This window comes from Shewanella sp. MR-4 (assembly GCF_000014685.1).
GTDB lineage: Bacteria > Pseudomonadota > Gammaproteobacteria > Enterobacterales > Shewanellaceae > Shewanella.
Map to the genome: position 1 here is coordinate 481,815 of NC_008321.1, position 19,685 is coordinate 501,499.

Consider the following 19,685-nt stretch of genomic DNA (forward strand, 5'->3'; position numbering starts at 1 on the left):
TACCCAAGCGACCTCAAAATACGAGTTTCAGAGCGCCTAGGGGGCTTCGATTCAAGGCGCATCAATGAAAAAATGTCGGCCACCTTTTGAATTGATGCAACACGGAAGTGGAGTGCCCTAGGCGCTCCGTCCCGGCGGGGTTTAACGCACTTTATGCCGTGTTGGCTATTTTTGACTTAGCCCACTAGGCCTACAAATAGCCGCCTTGCTTAAAGTGCGTTAAATTCCCGCTGAATTCTGCATTTTGAGGTGGTTTGGGTATATGTATGAAGTAAGTCATCAAATGCAAACAAGAATATCTAAAACACTTCTGGCATGTTTCATCCTTTTTGTCTCTGGTCTGAACATGGTTTGGGCCGGTGGATTTGTGCAGCGTGTTTTCACCGACAGAGATGGACTAGCCGCCACTAGTATCCGTGGCTTGACCTTAGATGACCATGGTTTCATCTGGGCGGCGACGGAGCAGGGCTTATATCGGGTTAGCAATTCTAAGGTCAGACGCATAGACAAAACGGGCAGCGAGTCCCGTCTTGCGGATGATTTCCTCAACTCAGTGGTTAACGTAGGGCAAGACAAGCTGCTGGTGAGCACCAACGCGGCGCTTTACCTCTACGATATCCGCAACAATCAATTTACCCTGTTTGGCTCCCCCGATTTGTTTCCGCACTTTCCCGGTGGCGCCATGTTGTCTGCTGCGCGCATGGATGCACAGCATTGGCTATTACTGATTGATAATGGCCAGATTTATCAATATTCGCCTACGACTTCTGAACTCACTCTGGTGACTCAACTGGCGGTTAATCGCGATCTGCCTTGGCGCAAGCTATTGGTGCTACCCAATGAGCAAATACTACTGGCGGGGCAATTTGATTTATTGCTGCTGGATAAGACAGGTAAAACCTTAAGCAAATATCCTTGGACTGAGTCTATGGGAAGCATTCTCGATATGCTTGAGGATACAAAGCATAGAGTTTGGTTGGCGACGAGCCGCGGCGTGTATCGGTTTGATCCCAGCTCGCAGCAACTTGAGGCTGTGGCAGAATTACCCGATTGGAGCACAGTGATTGTTGAGGATCCTAAGGGGGCGTTGTGGTTTGCCAGCCGTTTTGGTCTGTTGAAATGGTCACCTGAGACGCACCAGATTGAGAGTTATCAAGAGGAACTAAAAAAGCAGGCCAATATGGAAATCCTCAAGGCCATGCTGTTCGATGACTCAGGCTTAATGTGGGTGGGCGGCTCGGGTGATGGTTTGGCATTGTTGGCATCACAGCCCGATTTTATCTTAGAGACTTATACGGCAGATAAACCTTATGCGCTGAGCGATGCCATGATTTGGTCGATTCTAGCAGCACCAGAGGGGCTCTGGTTTGGCTCATCCAATGTGATGTTTATTGCCAAGGATACTCAGCAAGCTATTGATATTCCGATTGAAGGCTTGCTCTCCCATGAGAGCATTTACGATATCAGAGCATTTTCTGAGCATTATTTGCTGGTCTCTACCACTAGTGGTTTGTTTGTAGTCGATAGGACAACCTTAAAGGGACAGAGCTTTGCACAATGGATAAATGGGCAGGATGAATTTAAAAACAAGCTGGTTTACCGCACCTATATCGATCCTTTGTTAAAGGGGCGAGTGTGGATTGCCAGTTCCAATGGGCTGTATTTCTGGGAGCTCGGCTTAAAAGCGCCACAAGCATTTAATATCGATAAGCTCTCTGAAGGGGATGTTGAGCCGAAGCGCCCAGCGATTCGAACCTTGTATCGTGCCTCCGATGGCAAACTTTGGATTGGCGGTAAGCGAGTTTTTGGCTATCTAGACGAGGCGAATGAATTCCATGATCAGCGCAGCCTATTTAATGGCTTGAGTGCCATGCCCACCGTTAGCCATATCGAAGAAATGTCTCCAGGGATCATGTGGTTTGGCTCCTACGAAAAGGGATTATTCGAGTATCACCTCAATAGCAGTGAACTGGTTTCTCTAACCGCGCTGTGGCAAGTGAGTTGCAGCTCAGTGTTTTTTATCCAAAAGACGCCTAAAGCCAATCTGGTAGCCTGCGCCGATTCGCTTATCCGCCAAGATATCGCAACTGGGCATATCGAAATGTTTAATCAACTCGATGGGTTAATTTCCGATGAAATGAATGAAGGTGCGTATTTTTATTCGCCTGAGTTGGGCTTGTATCTTGGCACACCGGATGGCGTCATGCACCTCGATGTGGATAAGCTGACCAACCGGATCACCGACGATCATGTGATGCTCGAGTCTGTGTCTGTCTATTACGATAACAGTACGGAAGTCTCCCTACTGCCCCAGCCCATGATGCAGATTAAGCCCGATGCCAGCATGGTGAGTTTGCAGATCACAAACCTTGATTATCTCGATGATTCGCCGATTCAATTTAAATATCGGCTGCGTTATCAAGGAGAAGATGATAACTACGTACTGCTCCAAGGCGAGTCACAGATAAACCTCGCCGGACTCGCTGCGGGCGAGTATGGGCTGGAGATTTTAAGCCAAGTGAATGGGATCTGGTCGGATAAACCCTTCGTTTATCCCTTCTATGTTGAGCAACATTGGTGGCTAACGCAGGGCTTTAAGGGCATATTACTGTTGGTGTTTTCGATAATTGCCCTGAGTCTGGCCTGGTATCGTCAGCGCCAAGTTCGTACTTTTATGGCGATGAACCAAGCGCTGACCGAGAGTGATGATCGCTTGCGCCAGTCGTTGCGCGGCAGCGATTCCGATCTCTGGGAATGGCACCGAGATACCCAGAGCTTTTACCTCGATAACCGCGGTTCTGTGCTTGGCAGCCACGCCAATGAGATAGTTGCGACCCTAGAGACGCTTCCAGTCCACCCTGAGGATAGGGGTAAAGCCTTAGCTCAGTGGAACAGTATGCTGGCGGGGGAAATTGACAGATTTGAGGCTGAATATCGTTATCAGCGTCGCAGTGGTAATTGGGGCTGGTTAAGGGTGCGCGGGCGTCCTGTGGCTCGTAATAAACAAACCCAAGTTATTGAGCGGGTAGCGGGTATTTATAGTGATATTACCTTACAGCGTCAGCTAGAGGATGAAATCAATCTCCTCGCTCAAGCCTTTGAGAATACCTCCGAGGGGGTGTTGATCTTAGACGTGGATGAAAACATTCGGGTGGCGAACCATGCGGCGCAGCAAATTATAGGTTCGGAGCAGCATAATCTTGTTGGCCAATCATTTTCCCAATTTGTGCAAATGAAGGATGGCCTATCGGCGGAAGTACATCAGTTACTCGGTCAAGACAGTTCGTGGACGGGGGAACGTGAGTTAGTGGGGCAGAATGGGGTGATTTGCCCCGTATGGCTTAACGTCTCTGTGATGCAATCTGCTAGCGATAGTTCACTGCATTATGTCATTGTATTTTCAGATATCACCGAGCGGAAACGTACCGAGGCGGACTTAAGACGACTGGCTAATTATGATGTGTTAACTGGATTGCCGAACCGCTCTTTATTTTCTTCTAGGTTATTACAGTCGATACAAATGGCGCAGCAAAGCGGTGAAAAGCTGGCGTTGTTATTTTTGGACCTTGATCGATTTAAGCATGTTAACGACTCCTACGGCCACAGTATGGGCGATGCCTTGTTGGTTGAAGCTTCAAACCGCTTGCAGTCTTGTATCGGCAGTGAGCATTTATTGTGTCGTTTTGGCGGCGATGAGTTTGTAATCCTGCTTAGAAACGCTAACAATCTCAATGAAATTAACCATATTGCCGAGCGATTACTCGCGCAAATTGTCGCGCCATTCAAATTGTTTGGTCGGGAGTTTTACATTTCGACCAGTATCGGCATCAGTATTTGGCCCGATGATGCGGTGCAGCCCGAAGCCTTTATTAAAAATGCCGACCTGGCCATGTACCACGCCAAGGAAGAAGGGCGCGGCAACTTTAAATATTATTCCTCGGAGCGCAATGCCCAAGCCTTATATCATTTACGCTTGGAGGCGGATTTACGTAAGGCCATCGAGCGGGAAGAGTTTGAACTCTATTACCAGCCGCAAATTGATATCTTACGGGGCGATAAATTTATTGGGATGGAAGCCTTAATTCGTTGGCGCCATCCTAAGGAAGGTTACATCCGTCCCGATATTTTTATTAAGGTCGCCGAAGCTTGTGGTTTAGTGGTTGAAATCGACCGCTGGGTATTTCGTCGAGCCTGTTTAGACGGTGCTAAATGGGTAAAACGTTGTGCCACACAGTTTAAATTGTCGGTGAATATTTCGGCGGTACATTTCCGCCAGCCAGATTTTATTGACGGCATAAAGAAAATTTTGGCCGATACACAAATGCCGGCTTCATCCCTCGGGTTAGAAATCACCGAAGGGGTGTTGATGAAGGAAGTGCAAGCGGCGAAAAGTCACCTTACTCAGCTTAAAGAATTGGGGATTGAAGTCGCTATCGACGACTTTGGCACTGGCTATTCTTCTTTGGCATATTTACGTCATTTTGATGTGAACACATTAAAGATCGACCGCTCATTCTTAATTGATATCGCCACCAACTCTGCGGATCAGGCCATTGTCAGTAGTATTATTGAGCTGGCTCGTAACTTAAAATTAACCGTAGTAGCTGAAGGAGTCGAAACCGTTGAGCAGTTGGAGCAAGTCTTTAGCCGCGGTTGTTATATTGTGCAGGGCTATTACTTTGCAAAACCTATGTCGGTCACTGACTTTGAGCGGTATTTATTGCAAAAATGTACGTTGAGCTCTTAAGGCTGAGTGTATTCCCTCAAGCCGCAGGTACTTTTATTTGCGGCTTTTTTGCTATTATTTTGAGCTGCGTTCGCGGCGTTTAAGTTAATTATTTGACTTAGGCATAAGATGATGTCGTTTATTTTGTATCCCTTACTCACTCATCGGTTCAGATAAAATATCGCTGACGGTTAAATCAATAAATTTGTTAAGATAAGTTGAATTTTTTATCCAATAAAAAGTAGCCCACTATGATGCGTCGAATATTCGCTTCTGTCTTTTTATGTTTACTGTTAACGCCCTTGTATGCGGCAGAACGGCCTAAGGTCGGGCTGGTGCTCAGTGGTGGTGGCGCTAAAGGTGCCGCCCACGTTGGCGTACTTAAAATCCTAGAAGAACATCAGATCCCCGTGGACTATATCGCAGGCACCAGTATCGGCGCTTATGTGGCCGGCATGTATTCATTGGGTTACAGCGCCAGTGAAGTCGAAGCCATTATGATGGGCGTTGATTGGGATAGCGGTTATTCGGATACCATTCCGCGTAATGTCCTGAGTTATCGAGATAAACAGTTACGTGATCGTTACAATATCCCCCTCAACATTGGTTACAACGAGGGTGAAGTCCGAGCTCCGAGTGGTTTGTTGCGTGGACAAACCATGTCACAGTTATTACGTCAATCGACCGATCTTGTGCAGCAGTTTGGCGATTTTGATGAGCTAGCCATCCCTTATCGTGCCGTCGCAACCGACCTAGAAACCAGTTTACCCGTAGTGCTCAACCATGGCAGTTTAGTCAAAGCCATGCAGGCATCTGCGACTGTGCCGGGTGCGCTGCAGCCGACACAAATCGATGGCAAGTTATTAGTCGACGGCGGAATAGCCAACAATATGCCCGTTGACGTGGTTAAGGCCATGGGCGCGGACATTATCATTGCCGTGGATATCGGCTCGCCACTGGTGACCAAAGATAAACTCGATAGCACGATTGCGGTGCTCGATCAGTTATCTAACTTCTTGACCAATGCCAGCACCGAAAAGCAAAAGCAGCTGCTAACAGATAGAGACGTGCTGATCCGTCCCGCGATCGATGCCTTAAGCACGACTGACTTTACCATCATGCCTTTGGCCCTCACGCTAGGGAAAGAAGCCGCCAATGGTCAGCTGGATAAATTGCAGAGCATGAGCGTCAGCGCCGAAGAATATGCAGCCTATGTTGAAGCCAAGAAGGTTAAGGGCAAAAAATTAATGGCGGATGTGGCGCATCCAATCCAAGAAATTGTGTTCGATAATCAGTCGAAGGTGAGCCTTAACTTATTGAAGGAAACCTTAGATCTCAAAGCCGGCCAAGCCGTGACTAAGGATGAATTAAACGAAGCGTTAAAACGCATCTATTCCCTTAATAAATTTGAGCGCGTGGATGCCGAATTTATTGAATCCGAAGAAGGCCGCGTGCTGACAGTGACCACTCGGGCTAAATCATGGGGGCCAAATTACTTCCAACTCGGTTTTAACTGGGAGGACGACTTTAGCACCGAATCGGCCATTAGTTTCGATATGGCCTATACCATGACCGACTTAACCTTTAATGGCGGTGAGTGGCGCAACGAAGTGAAGCTTGGGTTTGAAAAGCTGTTTGCGACCGAGTTTTATCAACCCTTGGATAGGGATCAAGATTTTTATAGCCGAGCACGTTATCAATACGATATCCATAACTGGGATCTATACGATAACAATAACCGCGCCCTTATCTTCGACAAGAAGACCCACACTGTTGAACTGGGCATTGGCTATAACTATGTTTTACAAGGTTTTGTTGAGCTAGGTTTAGTGGCTGAAAAGGGCGTTATCGTTAATGATGCCTGGTTGATTAAGGATTTCGATTTTAAATCCTATGGCGCTTACTTAAGAGCGGGTTATGACAGTTTAGACAGTATCAGCTTCCCGACATCGGGCAACCGTATCACCTTAAACGTCTATGTGCGTAACGAAGATTTTGACGATATTGTCGATAACAATGAAAACGAATATAGCGTGCAGATTGAGGCCGATTGGAAGGGGGCGCTCAGCGTAGGTAATCATGCCTTTGTGGGGAAAGCTTCGGTTGCGACCAACAATAACGATGGGCTTAACACCTTACACTTGTCGGATTTAGGGGGATTCTTAAATCTTTCTGGCTATCACAAGGACTCGCTGACTGGCGCCCATAAACTCTTTGGCGCCTTTGTTTATCAGTATGATTTAGGCCGTGATGCCTTAGGAATGACGGATTATCCGCTCTATTTAGGCTTAAGTTTAGAGGCGGGGAATGTCTGGTTTGAGCGAGATGAAGTCTCACTCTCGGATCTGATTTACGCCTCAAGCCTATACATAGGCACAGATACCTCCATGGGGCCGGCAGCATTGGGTTTTGGTGTGACCGATATGGGTGATAAATCCATGTATTTATTCATTGGTAAGGCGTTCTAATTACCCCGAAGGGCATAACTGAGGTTATGCCCTTCGTTTTTATCAACAGTACATAATTCCCGTGTAGCTTCAAAACCGCAGTTATACTCGTTTGCTGAAATATCAATAAGTGTCATAACCTTTTACAAAATCTTGCTACAGCCTGACAGGGCAAAATGCTAAGGTTTTGCGGGATAAAATAACAACTTTAAACGGAAGCTGAGGAAAACAATGAAGAAGATTAGCACACTGGCGCTGGGGATTGCCTTGAGCCTAGGTTTAGCCGCTTGCAGCAGCGAGCCTAAGACTGAAGTCGCCGCGGTTTCTGGCATTGAATTACAAAACTTTGATGCCTCAGTTCGCCATCAAGACGATTTCTACTACAGCGTGAACGGCAAATGGTTAGCGAATACGCCCATTCCAGCCGACAAATCTAACTATGGCGCATTCTCTGTGCTGTACGATCAAAGCCAAGATGCATTGAAGAAAATCATCGATGCCGCCGCTGCGCAAAAAGATGCCGCACCTGGCTCGAATAATCAAAAAATCGGTGACTTTAACGCCAGTTTTATGAACACCGATTTGCTCGAAACCTTAGGTGTGACCCCGCTTAATCCACTATTGGCCGATATCGCAGCGGTGAAAACCCACAGCGAATTACCTGCGGTAATGGGCAAATTACTCACCAGCGGCTCAGGCATTCCTTTTGGTTTTTACGTGAACAACGACGCTAAAAACTCTACCCAATATGCGGTGTATTTAAGCCAGTCAGGCTTAACCCTGCCAGATCGTGATTACTACTTAAAAGATGACGCTAAGTTTGTCGCTAACCGCCAAGCGATGGCGAAATATGTGACCGATATTCTGACCGAAGCGGGCTACAAGAATGCCAAGCGCGCGGCGAAAAACGTGGCCGACATCGAGATGATGATCGCTAAGAGCCAGTGGAGCCGTGTTGAATCTCGCGATGCGAACAAGGCTTACAACAAGCTGAGCCGTGCTGAGCTGCAAAAGCTGACCGGCAAGTTTGATATCGATGCCTTTGCGACCAGTGCGGGCCTTGGCGATAAAGTGACTGACATCATCGTGCGTCAGCCATCTTATTTCGAAAAATTAGGCGCTAACTTTGATGCCTTCCCCGTTTCTGCTTGGCAGGATTACTTAACGTTCCACTTAGTGGATAGCTATGCCGAGCTACTCAGCAAAAACTTTGTTGACCTAAACTTTGCCTTCAAGAGCAAAACCTTGATGGGTATCGAAGAGCAACAACCACGCTGGAAAAAGGCTGTGGATGGCGCCGACCAAGTGATTGGCGAGTTAGTGGGTGAAGAGTATGTGAAGCAATACTTCAAGCCAGAAGCCAAAGCCCGCATGGAAACCATGATCAAAAACCTGATCAAGGGCTTTGAAGTCAGTATCAATGAACTCGAGTGGATGACGCCTGAAACTAAGGTCGCCGCACAGGAAAAACTGTCTAAATTTACCTATAAAATCGGCTATCCAGACAAATGGAAAGACTACACTGCGCTAGAGATCAAGCCTGATGAGCTGGTGGGCAACTATATGCGTTACGCCCAGTTTGAATATCAAGACATGATCAACAAGCTTGGTAAGCCTATTGATCGTACCGAGTGGCATATGACGCCACAAACAGTGAACGCCTATTACAGCCCTGTAAGTAATGAAATCGTGTTCCCTGCCGCGATTCTGCAACCACCATTCTTCAATATGGATGCCGATGATGCGGTGAACTACGGTGGTATCGGTGCGGTGATTGGCCACGAAATCAGCCATGGTTTCGACGACCAAGGCGCTAAGTACGATGGCGATGGCAACCTGCGTGACTGGTGGTCGGATAAAGACCGTGAAGAGTTCCAAAAACGTGGTAAGCAACTGTCTGCGCAGTATTCTGGCTATGAAGCCCTGCCAGGTAAGTTTGTAAACGGTGATTTAACCTTAGGCGAAAACATCGGTGACTTAGGCGGTTTAACGGTAGCGGCGCGTGCCTACGCGATGAGCTTAAATGGTAAGCCTGCCCCAGTGCTGGATGGTTTAACGGGCGAGCAGCGTTTCTTCGTCGGTTGGTCACAGGTATGGCGCCGCAATTACCGTGATGAAGAGTTAGGTCGTCGTCTGCTGACGGATCCGCATTCACCTAGCCACTACCGCGCTATGGGTACGCCTCGCAATATCGAAGCCTTCTACAAAGCCTTCGAGATGAAAGAGGGCGATAAGATGTACTTAAAACCAGATGAGCGCGTTAAAATCTGGTAACCCATAGGTTTGTCTCGTCCTAAGATAGGTTGACAGTTTTTAGGCCAGCTCCAGTAGCTGGCCTTTTCTATTGTGCACCTGATTAGGGGTTGCCATATTCAAACTCAGATGCGGTCTCATATCGTTGTATATTGCTATCGATTCTCTAACAAGTATCTTCAGCTCCGCAAATGTCCTACATCGGTGCAGTAAAAACTCCTGCTTCAGTATGCCATTTACTCTTTCTGCTAATGCATTTTGGTAGCAATCATAACCATCCGTCATTGACGGCTGGATTTGGCTCGCCTGAAGCGCATTCTGATAAACGGCTGAGCAGTACTGTAAGCCTCTGTCTGAGTGATGCACCGCGTTGCCGATATAGCGCTTATCTTTTATGGCCATTTTTAACGCTTTCACCACACTCTCGGCTTTCATGTCTTTACTCACGTGATGACCGACTATTTTACGAGAACTGGCATCGGTGATCAGTGACAGGTAGTGCACACCTTGGTCTGACTCAAGATAGGTGATATCACTGACCAGTACATGCCCTGCATCATGCAGTCCTTCCTCTTTCAGCAGATTAGGATGCTTCTTCATCCAGTGTTTGCTGAACGTGGTTTTGGTGTAGCTTTTCTTCGGTTTAACCAGTAAACCTTCACTTCTCAAATAGGTAAAGAACCCATCTCGCCCGAGTTTAATATCGTGCTCAACCAGCTTGGATTTTATCAACGTGTAGAGCTTACGGGCCCCTAACCTTGGCATATATTTACGCCAGTACTGGACCCAGTCTTTGATGACCGATAGCTCAGCTCTACGACTTTCCATTCGAGCAACTGCCTGATAAATACCTTGCCTCGACATACCCGCAGCACGACATGCGGCAGCGAGGTTTATTTCGCCGTTGTTTTTTGCTTGCCAGACGTACCGGATAAGTACTTTTTTCTGAGGCCTGCTCCATATTCATTGTCCATGATATCAACCATGCCATTGAGGATTTTGTTACGCAGTTTCTCTTCTGCTAACTCACGTTCAAGGCGCTTGATCGTTTCGGCAGGGGTTTCTTTTGACTTAGGCATAAGGGGATGCTGAAAAGGTTTCGACCAATCGAGTCTACCATGTTTTCTAAGCCAAACGAGTACCGTTGAACGGCCTTGAATACCAAAATGGGCTTGGGCTTGTTTGTACGTCATTTCGCCTTTTTCAACACGCTCTACAACGCCTAATTTAAAAGCTAAGGTGTAATCTCGTTGTGTGCGCTTACGGCTTGAGTTAATTGATGTTGTCATAAAGAAGTCCTCTTTATGTCAACGTATTTCAGGACTAGACAGTTGAAAACGAAAAAGCCAGACGGATGTCTGGCTTTTTTATTTTGCGTCAATCACTGCTGTGATTAGCCCAAAATAGTCGGTAAATCTAATAGGCTGTCGACTTGGTGATGGGCGACAACCCATTTGGTCTGCCCGCGTTGCTCAGGTGCGGGAATCGCAACGGTCTGCATATTGGCAGCGCGGGCGGCGATCAGACCATTGAAGGAGTCTTCAATCGCGAGGCAATAGCGCGGATCGACCCCTAAGGCGGCAGCGCAATTTAAGTAAACCTCGGGATGGGGTTTGCCATAGGTGAGAGCCTCTGCCGATTCGACTGCCATAAATTGCCCTTCAAGCTTAAGTCTTGATAGTACTGCATTAATCAAAGCCGTTGGTGAAGAGGTGGCTAAGCCTATCTTTAAGCCTTTGGCTTGGCAGTAATCAATGGCTTGTTGAACGCCTTGCATGGCTTCGCCCGTTCGCAGGATTTCCTCTGCGACTCTATCAACAATGGCGGTGCTGACCTTGGCATTGTCGTAGTCGGCCCAAGGCGCTTTGTGATACCAATAGTCGACACATTGATCGATACGTAAACCTGTGGTTTGTTGAATCGTTTCGATAGTGACTGGCACGCCAAGCGCCGATAAGACTTCATACTCAACCCGCTGCCAGAGGGGTTCTGAATCGATTAACACGCCATCCATATCAAAAATAACAGCTTGAATACTAAGGGATGTCATTACTACTCCAAGGGATGGGAAGGATTACTAAGCACTATGCTCTGGGAGCTTGAGTGTAAGTTTAAGCTCAGCATCTTCAAAGTCTAAAAGCACAAAGTTTAAAAAAATTTACCCTAAACAGGATTTTGTGAGCAAAAAAATAATCGTTCGATTTTAAATTGATTAACTTATGTTAACTATTTGTCGCTTATGGTTTTTTGTCTGTTTTCAAACTATTGTCTAATTTCCCTTGTTTCATTCTTGCCGTAAGTTGGGCTGCACCTCCGGATTTAGCCCTTATTTCGTCTTTCGCCGAGTGTGACCTGATTCATACTTTTGCAAAGCTGTAGTATACTGCTGGCCGGAAATACGGGTCGATCATGTCGGACTGTCAGCTTCAATTGAGAAGACGTGCAGTTTCGTTGTTAGAGCGCCAAACAAAGAGGAATGTTGCCGTGCTAGAAGCATATCGTAAACACGTCGCAGAACGTGCTGCAGAGGGCGTAGTCCCTAAGCCATTAGATGCACATCAAGTGGCTGAACTGGTTAAATTGGTTCAAAATCCCCCCGCTGGTGAAGAAGCCGTTATTCTTGACCTGCTAGAAAATCGAATTCCCCCCGGTGTTGACGAAGCTGCTTACGTAAAAGCCGCTTTCTTAGATGCGGTTGCTAAAGGCACTGCAACTTCACCTATCCTGTCTGCCGAACGTGCGACTGAGTTATTAGGCACCATGCAAGGTGGCTATAACATCGAGCCGCTGATCGCTCAGTTAGATAATCCAGCTCTGGCACCATTAGCCGTTAAAGCACTGTCTCACACTCTGCTGATGTTTGATTCTTTCCACGATGTGGTTGAGAAAATGGAAGCGGGTAACGCCTATGCTAAACAAGTGGTTGAAGCTTGGGCAAATGCAGACTGGTACTTAAGCCGTCCAAAATTAGCGGACAAAGTGACTCTGACAGTATTCAAAGTCTCAGGTGAAACCAACACCGACGACCTGTCACCGGCTCCTGATGCTTGGTCACGTCCAGATATCCCGTTGCACGCCTTAGCTATGCTGAAAAACGCGCGTGATGGTATCGAGCCAGATGTACCAGGCAGCGTAGGTCCAATCAAGAAATTAGAAGAACTGAAAACCAAAGGTTTCCCATTAGTTTACGTGGGTGACGTTGTAGGTACAGGCTCATCACGTAAGTCAGCGACTAACTCAGTACTGTGGTTCATGGGCGATGATATCCCATTCGTACCTAACAAACGTGCTGGTGGTTTCTGCTTAGGTGGCAAGATTGCTCCGATTTTCTTCAACACTATGGAAGATGCGGGCGCGCTGCCAATCGAACTTGACGTCAGCAAAATGGAAATGGGCGATGTAATCGACATTTATCCATACGCTGGTGTTGTTAAGCGTCATGGCACAGAGGAAGTCATTTCTGAGTTCAGCCTGAAAACCGACGTATTGTTAGACGAAGTGCGTGCGGGTGGCCGTATTCCACTGATCATCGGTCGTGGTTTAACTGACAAAGCTCGCGCAGTATTAGGTTTACCTGCTTCTGAAGTATTCGTACGTCCACAGGATATCGCTGATTCTGGCAAAGGTTACACCCTTGCGCAGAAGATGGTTGGTAAAGCCTGTGGTGTTGCTGGCGTGCGTCCAGGCCAATACTGCGAACCTAAGATGACGTCTGTCGGTTCACAAGATACTACAGGTCCTATGACCCGTGATGAGCTGAAAGACTTAGCCTGTTTAGGCTTCAGTGCCGATTTGACTATGCAGTCATTCTGCCACACTGCGGCTTATCCAAAACCAGTTGACGTTAACACTCACCACACTCTGCCAGACTTCATCATGAACCGTGGCGGTGTGTCTCTGCGTCCAGGTGACGGTGTTATCCACTCTTGGTTAAACCGTATGTTATTACCAGACACAGTTGGTACTGGTGGTGACTCACATACGCGTTTCCCAATCGGGATTTCATTCCCAGCAGGTTCTGGTTTAGTGGCATTCGCTGCCGCGACCGGTGTGATGCCTCTGGACATGCCAGAATCAGTATTAGTGCGCTTCAAGGGCAAGATGCAACCTGGCATCACCCTACGTGACTTAGTACACGCGATTCCATTAAAAGCGATTGAAATGGGTCTGCTGACCGTTGAGAAGAAAGGTAAAGTGAACATCTTCTCTGGCCGCGTACTGGAAATCGAAGGCTTAGAAACCCTGAAAGTAGAACAGGCATTCGAACTGTCTGACGCTTCTGCAGAACGCTCTGCAGCGGGTTGTACTATCAAGTTAGACAAAGAGCCAATCATCGAGTACCTGAACTCGAACATCACTATGCTGAAGTGGATGATCGCCGAAGGTTACGGTGACCGTCGTACTATCGAACGTCGTATCAAAGGCATGGAAGAGTGGTTAGCGAATCCTGAGCTGATGAGCGCAGACGCCGATGCCGAGTACGCTGCGGTGATCGAAATCGATCTGAACGAGATCAAAGAGCCAATCCTGTGTGCGCCAAACGATCCAGACGATGCAGTATTGCTGTCATCTGTTGCGCAAACTAAGATTGACGAAGTGTTCGTGGGTTCTTGTATGACTAACATCGGTCACTTCCGTGCGACCGGTAAGATGTTAGACAAGTTCGCTAAGACGCTGCCAACACGTCTGTGGATTGCACCACCGACGAAGATGGACAAAGACCAGCTGACCGAAGAAGGTTACTACGGTATTTTCGGTCGCGTTGGTGCGCGTATCGAGATCCCAGGCTGTTCACTGTGTATGGGTAACCAAGCACGTGTGGCTGAAGGTTCTACTGTGGTATCGACTTCTACCCGTAACTTCCCGAACCGTTTAGGTACAGGCGCTAACGTTTACTTAGCTTCTGCGGAATTAGCGGCAGTAGCAGCCCTGTTAGGTCGTCTGCCATCGGTTGAAGAATACCAAGAATACGCTAAAGAGTTAGATGCAACTGCAGCTGACACTTACCGTTACTTGAACTTCGATCAGATCGATTCTTACACTCAGAAAGCATCACAAGTGATCTTTCAATCAGCTGTATAATCGATTGATATGATAATGAAAAAGCCAGCGAAAGCTGGCTTTTTTGTTTCTCTATTTTACCCGTTGTTATTCTGCTTATTAAGACTGCGTAATCGAGTTAAGAGCAAATTCACAACCTGGAGTGACTCGCACTTTGCGCTTTCAAGGCGTACTTAGCGCCACTCAACACTCATCATTAATTAAGCTTGCTGGGCGTGCTCTGAATACTGGTTATGTAACACTTCGAGCAATTTATCTTCTAATTCGAAACGGGTTTCCATGGTGTGGGCCAGTTCGGAAAGATCCTTATCGAGCTGATACAGCACTTGGTCGTCCTGCGCTTCGGCGTACTTATCATTAAAATCTAATGCGGCGTTGGTGGTTGGCGTGATCTTCGGCAACACTTGCTGGGCTAAGGTTTTGCTCGTAGCGCCAAATTTTTCACAGGCATTAACCACTTGGTCATAGACTTCGAAATGGCCTTCGGAGACGTAATCGACTAATAAATCACAAAAGGATTTCACATGATCGAAGGAGGGAAGGGATTTTTCGGCTTTCCCGTAAGGGGGAAGTCCAGCTATCTGGCAGTAATGCACCAAGAGTTTACGACGATTTTCTAGCCATTGATCTATAAGCTTATTTGAACCGCCCCACTTTTGTTCTGCTTTTTCGAGTTCTCTCAGCATGATGCATTCCATTTAAGTGCCAGGACATGACTCTAATGTAGGGGAGAAACAGCTCTTGGATCAACCCTTTTTATCGGGATTTGCGAGAATAAGCAGATGGACAAACCAGCTGTTTTGTATAAAAAAATGCGGAAATAAAAAGCCCAACGATAGAAACCTATCGTTGGGCGAGTAATGTATATAGCAGGCTCGATGCGACGAGCTTCTTGATTGTTCTTGCTAGCGCAAACTTTTTATACCAAAGGCAGGAAACCAGCGCAACTTTTTTCTGTCTTAGTGTGACTTTGGGTTCGATTAATAAACAGTATGTTATCTTGCTAGCATTTTGACGATAAGTGCTTAAATGGACAGCAATGATGGGGAATAGCTCACATAAATTTGCACATAAAGGTTACATTATCCGCGTAAATGCTAAACTACCGACCCAGCGGATCTCAATAAGTCTAGGAATCAAGCCAAATGGCAGAATTAAAGAATGATCGTTATTTACGCGCCCTACTAAAACAGCCTGTTGATATGACCCCAGTGTGGATGATGCGTCAAGCTGGCCGTTATCTTCCTGAATATAAAGCGACTCGCGCTCAAGCGGGTGACTTCATGTCTTTATGTAAAAACCATGAATTGGCTTGTGAAGTAACGCTACAACCGCTGCGTCGTTATGAGTTGGATGCAGCAATTCTGTTTTCCGATATTCTGACTGTTCCCGATGCGATGGGTTTAGGTCTGTATTTTGAGGCGGGCGAAGGCCCACGTTTTGAGCGCCCAACAGACACTATCGATGCCATCAAAAAATTAGCCGTTCCCGATCCAGAAGATGATCTGGGTTATGTGATGAAAGCGGTTAGCACTATTCGCCGTGAACTGAATGGTCAAGTGCCATTGATCGGTTTCTCTGGTTCTCCTTGGACACTCGCGACTTACATGGTTGAAGGTGGCTCGAGCAAAACCTTCGAAAAAATTAAGAAGATGGCCTACGCAGAGCCAGCGGCGCTGCATATGTTACTCGACAAGTTAGCCGATTCTGTGACTCTGTACCTGAATGCACAGGTTGCTAACGGTGCTCAATCGCTGATGATCTTCGACTCATGGGGCGGCGCCTTATCGCACACGGCTTACCGTGAATTCTCACTGCGTTATATGCAGAAGATTGTCGATGGCCTGACTCGTTTTGCCGATGGCCGCCAAGTACCAGTGACCTTATTCACTAAGGGCGGTGGCTTATGGTTAGAAGCCATGGCAGAAACTGGCTGTGATGCTTTAGGTTTAGACTGGACTGTCGATATTGCCGATGCCCGTCGCCGTGTCGGCCACAAAGTGGCGCTTCAGGGCAACATGGATCCTTCTATGCTGTACGCGCCAATTCCACGTATCGAAGAAGAAGTGGCTCAAATTCTGGCGGGCTATGGTGAAGGTACAGGCCATGTGTTTAACTTAGGCCATGGTATTCACCAGCACGTTGACCCAGAGCATGCGGGTGCCTTTATCAAGGCGGTTCATGCTCAATCTAAGCAGTATCATAAGTAAGCGATACTGAAGAAAAAACGGACCTTAAGGTCCGTTTTTTTATGCTGTGACTCTGTGCTAAACAATGTGTGCTTAACGTCAACTCGGCTCGGATTATGCCTTTCTCCCCAAGCACAAAGCAGAGGCATTAAAGGGGGTTACAAGCGGGTTTAGAACATAGGGTATTGATTAACATCTAACTTTTAAAAACTTATTTATCGAATAGCTGCGCTAAATCAAAGGCGTTTTAAACAATTAAATGCATGCTATTGCTTACTTTAGCAACGGATAAAGCAAAGTGATATTTAATACTATTTGCAAATGAGATATGTTGCAGGACGCGTTAAGGGACTATGAAAGCCGTTAATCAACTTAATTACGAAAGCCGTGGTAAGAGATGCACATTGGCAACAAAATATTGGTATTTATTGCAGGATTCTGTCTACCAGCGGTTGTGCTTGTGTCCTATTGTCTTGGCTATTGGTTCGACCATAGGGTCGAGTTGCTGCGGCAGGACAATATCCAGCATGAACTCACAAACGTTCAACAGCAGTTTCTTATCGATATCGACCGTTTAAGTTTTCTCACCCAAATCTATGCCTCTCCGCTGTCTCGAGTCGATGGCGAACTGCTGCAATCGATAGAATCATCATGGCTTGAGAGTGCCATGTCCGCCAATCTGCATTGGTTTATTCTGCAAGCTGGACAGCTGCAGAGTGTCCTCGCTAATACTTCCAGCCTTGCATTATCGACCCAACAAGAGATTGCCGATGCGGTGCTCGCCGCCAATAAACCAAAGGTTGCAGGGGCTTATCTTGCCGGAGATACAGGCTTAGTCGTCACCGCGGTTGCCGTCGCGCCCGAGGAATACGTGCTCTTGGTGCGGCAGATATCGGCGCAGGATTTATTGGAATATGCCCAAGCACCATTAGTCACTCAGGTGTTGATGAGCCGCAGCAACACCACGGTTGCTAAAGATTACCTCAGCTTTGTGCCCATCCCGAGTTTATTGAATAACGCGCCATTGTATCTGCAGGTGCAGTTTTCTACTGATCCCTTGCAGGAGGTCAAGCTCGATCTCGATTGGGTTTCAGTCGGCATTATTTTACTCGGTGTATTAATTGTTGCGCTGGGCTACATTTGGCTCCGAACTGGTCTTTTAAAGCCGTTTCAGAGCATGATGCAGCAGTTGGCATTGGTCGATCCTATGGCAAGCGTTTATCGGCCTGTGAGCGGCGAAGGTAACGCCGAGTTAGAAGTGCTGGCAAGCCGTGTAAACAGCTTACTTGCTCGCATATATCAGCAGAAAGAACGCGGTAAAACTACTCTAGAATCGATTGCCGAGGCGGTGATCCTGACCGATATCGATGCCAAAGTGATCTACATGAATCCCAAGGCCGAGTCCTTGCTCGATGTTGCCAGTTGTTATGCCGTTGGCCAGAGCCTAGCATCGTTATTAAAAGCGGGGGAGCAATTAAATCAAGCGGTATTCCAGTGTATGCGCCTAGGTGAGACTACGCCTCAAGTCGCTAAAATCAAGTTATTAACCGCAACACCACGGATTATCGAACGCAGCATTAGTAACGTGTTGAACCACGATAAAGAGATTACCGGCACTGTGGTGGTGCTGCGAGATATTACCCAAGAAGAGCTGCTCAAGCGTCAGCTACAAAAACGCGCCAACTTCGATGGCATTACCGGCTTGCTTAATCGGCAAGCCTTTGAAGAGCAGTTACCGCAGTTCGCTGGTCAGGCTAAGCGCTTAGCCGTGTGTTATCTGGATTTAGAGCAGTTTAAGCTGATAAACGATAGTTGTGGTCATACCGCTGGCGACCGCATGTTGGCCATGGTGGCGCGGGCGATTCAATCCTGTCTGGGGCCGCAGGCATTATTAGCCCGTTTAGGTGGCGATGAATTTGGCTTGGTCATTTGCGACAGCACTGCCTTGGCTGTGGCGCAGCAGCTAAAACAAATTATCGCTCAGGTATCGCTGCAAGTGCTGCATGATAAAAACTGTAACTATAAAGTCGGTTTGAGTATCGGTGTCGCCTTTGGACGAGCGCCCTATATCAATGCGTTAGAGCTACTCAAGGATGCGGATATTGCTTGTATCGCCGCCAAAGCCAAGGGCACAAACCAAATCCATTTTTATGATGATAAAGATAAAGAGCTTACCTACCAGCGCAATGCCCCAAAATGGGCGGTGCGTATCGCGCAAGCGATTGAAGAAAATGAACTCCTGCTCTACTACCAACCGATCCGCGGTTTAGGGGCGAGTTCTAAACGGCAACGGATGGAAATCCTGCTCAGGATCCAAGAACCCTGCGGCCGTATTTTGGCTCCAGCGCAGTTTATTGCCGCTGCTGAGCGCTTTAAGTTGATGCCTGAAATCGATAAAGAAGTGATACGTAAAGCTTTTTTATGGCTATCCTTAAATCCTCAGCTTTGGCCGGATCACTGTATTTCAATCAACCTTTCAGGCAATAGCTTAGGCGCCGAAGGCATGGTGGAATATATCGCTCAGCAGCAACATATTTTCGATATTCCGAGCCAGTGTGTTTGCTTTGAAATCACCGAAACCACGGCGATTCAAAATCGCCACCGCGGCATGGAGATGCTTAGGCAGCTGCGTAAACTCGGGTTTTCCTTTGCATTGGATGATTTTGGAAGCGGCTTTGCGTCCTATGGTTATCTGCGGGAGCTACCAGTGGACTATGTCAAAATTGATGGTTGCTTTGTGAAAAACCTTGCGGTTAATGCCAAGGATTATGCCATCGTCAAATCGATTCAGGACGTGTGCCGAGTGATGGGGATTGAGACCGTCGCCGAATTTGTGGAAAACCAAGATATTATCGATAGATTACAGGTGATTGGTATTAACTATGCTCAAGGTTATGCGATAGGACGGCCGCAACCTTTGACCAGTTATTGCGAACCGTTTGCAGTACCGCAAGCACAACGCGCATAAAGGATTGCGATTTTAAGACGGTTATGCCAATTTACCTTGGA

The 19,685-nt window shown here is 47.2% G+C and carries 9 protein-coding genes; 6 read left to right on the forward strand and 3 right to left on the reverse strand.

Annotated features, from left to right (window positions below; genetic code table 11):
- Positions 1 to 262 precede the first annotated feature (262 nt).
- The 3 genes from SHEWMR4_RS02290 to SHEWMR4_RS02300 all read left to right on the forward strand — a co-directional run bounded on the left by SHEWMR4_RS02290 (position 263) and on the right by SHEWMR4_RS02300 (position 9,447).
- Complete coding sequence (locus SHEWMR4_RS02290) at positions 263 to 4,747, forward strand: EAL domain-containing protein (protein ID WP_011621233.1); 4,485 nt, start codon at positions 263 to 265, stop codon at positions 4,745 to 4,747.
- Positions 4,748 to 4,977: 230 nt separating this feature from the next.
- Positions 4,978 to 7,194: a patatin-like phospholipase family protein gene (locus SHEWMR4_RS02295; RefSeq protein WP_011621234.1), complete on the forward strand. Its 2,217-nt coding sequence runs from the start codon at positions 4,978 to 4,980 to the stop codon at positions 7,192 to 7,194.
- 210 nt (positions 7,195 to 7,404) lie between these two features.
- Entirely contained in the window at positions 7,405 to 9,447 is a 2,043-nt protein-coding gene (locus SHEWMR4_RS02300; RefSeq protein ID WP_011621235.1) for a M13 family metallopeptidase, read from the forward strand.
- 39 nt (positions 9,448 to 9,486) lie between these two features.
- On the opposite strand, the gene SHEWMR4_RS20665 is transcribed toward SHEWMR4_RS02300, so the two are convergent.
- Together SHEWMR4_RS20665 and hxpB are read right to left on the reverse strand one after the other, a co-directional pair.
- Positions 9,487 to 10,715, reverse strand: a protein-coding gene (locus tag SHEWMR4_RS20665; protein ID WP_086022258.1) for an IS3-like element ISShes2 family transposase whose coding sequence is annotated in 2 segments (ribosomal slippage) — positions 9,487 to 10,364 and positions 10,364 to 10,715 — 1,230 coding nt in all. Because the reading frame shifts where the segments join, the coding sequence is not laid out codon by codon here.
- 104 nt (positions 10,716 to 10,819) lie between these two features.
- The gene (hxpB, locus tag SHEWMR4_RS02315) at positions 10,820 to 11,476 is read right to left on the reverse strand and encodes a hexitol phosphatase HxpB (protein WP_011621238.1); all 657 of its coding nucleotides are present in this window, start codon (positions 11,474 to 11,476) and stop codon (positions 10,820 to 10,822) included.
- A 434-nt stretch (positions 11,477 to 11,910) separates the two neighbouring features.
- Here hxpB and acnB point away from each other — a divergent pair, with 434 nt between their 5' ends.
- Positions 11,911 to 14,508: a bifunctional aconitate hydratase 2/2-methylisocitrate dehydratase gene (gene acnB / locus SHEWMR4_RS02320; protein WP_041408678.1), complete on the forward strand. Its 2,598-nt coding sequence runs from the start codon at positions 11,911 to 11,913 to the stop codon at positions 14,506 to 14,508.
- Positions 14,509 to 14,687: 179 nt separating this feature from the next.
- On the opposite strand, the gene rsd is transcribed toward acnB, so the two are convergent.
- The gene (gene rsd, locus SHEWMR4_RS02325) at positions 14,688 to 15,173 is read right to left on the reverse strand and encodes a sigma D regulator (protein WP_083757874.1); all 486 of its coding nucleotides are present in this window, start codon (positions 15,171 to 15,173) and stop codon (positions 14,688 to 14,690) included.
- A gap of 459 nt (positions 15,174 to 15,632) precedes the next feature.
- Between rsd and hemE the strand changes: the two genes are divergently transcribed.
- Positions 15,633 to 16,697 carry a uroporphyrinogen decarboxylase gene (hemE, locus tag SHEWMR4_RS02330; RefSeq protein ID WP_011621241.1) on the forward strand — a complete coding sequence of 355 codons (1,065 nt, stop codon included), beginning with the start codon at positions 15,633 to 15,635 and terminating at the stop codon, positions 16,695 to 16,697.
- A gap of 376 nt (positions 16,698 to 17,073) precedes the next feature.
- Complete coding sequence (locus tag SHEWMR4_RS02335; protein ID WP_011621242.1) at positions 17,074 to 19,644, forward strand: putative bifunctional diguanylate cyclase/phosphodiesterase; 2,571 nt, start codon at positions 17,074 to 17,076, stop codon at positions 19,642 to 19,644.
- The last annotated feature ends 41 nt before the right edge of the window (positions 19,645 to 19,685 follow it).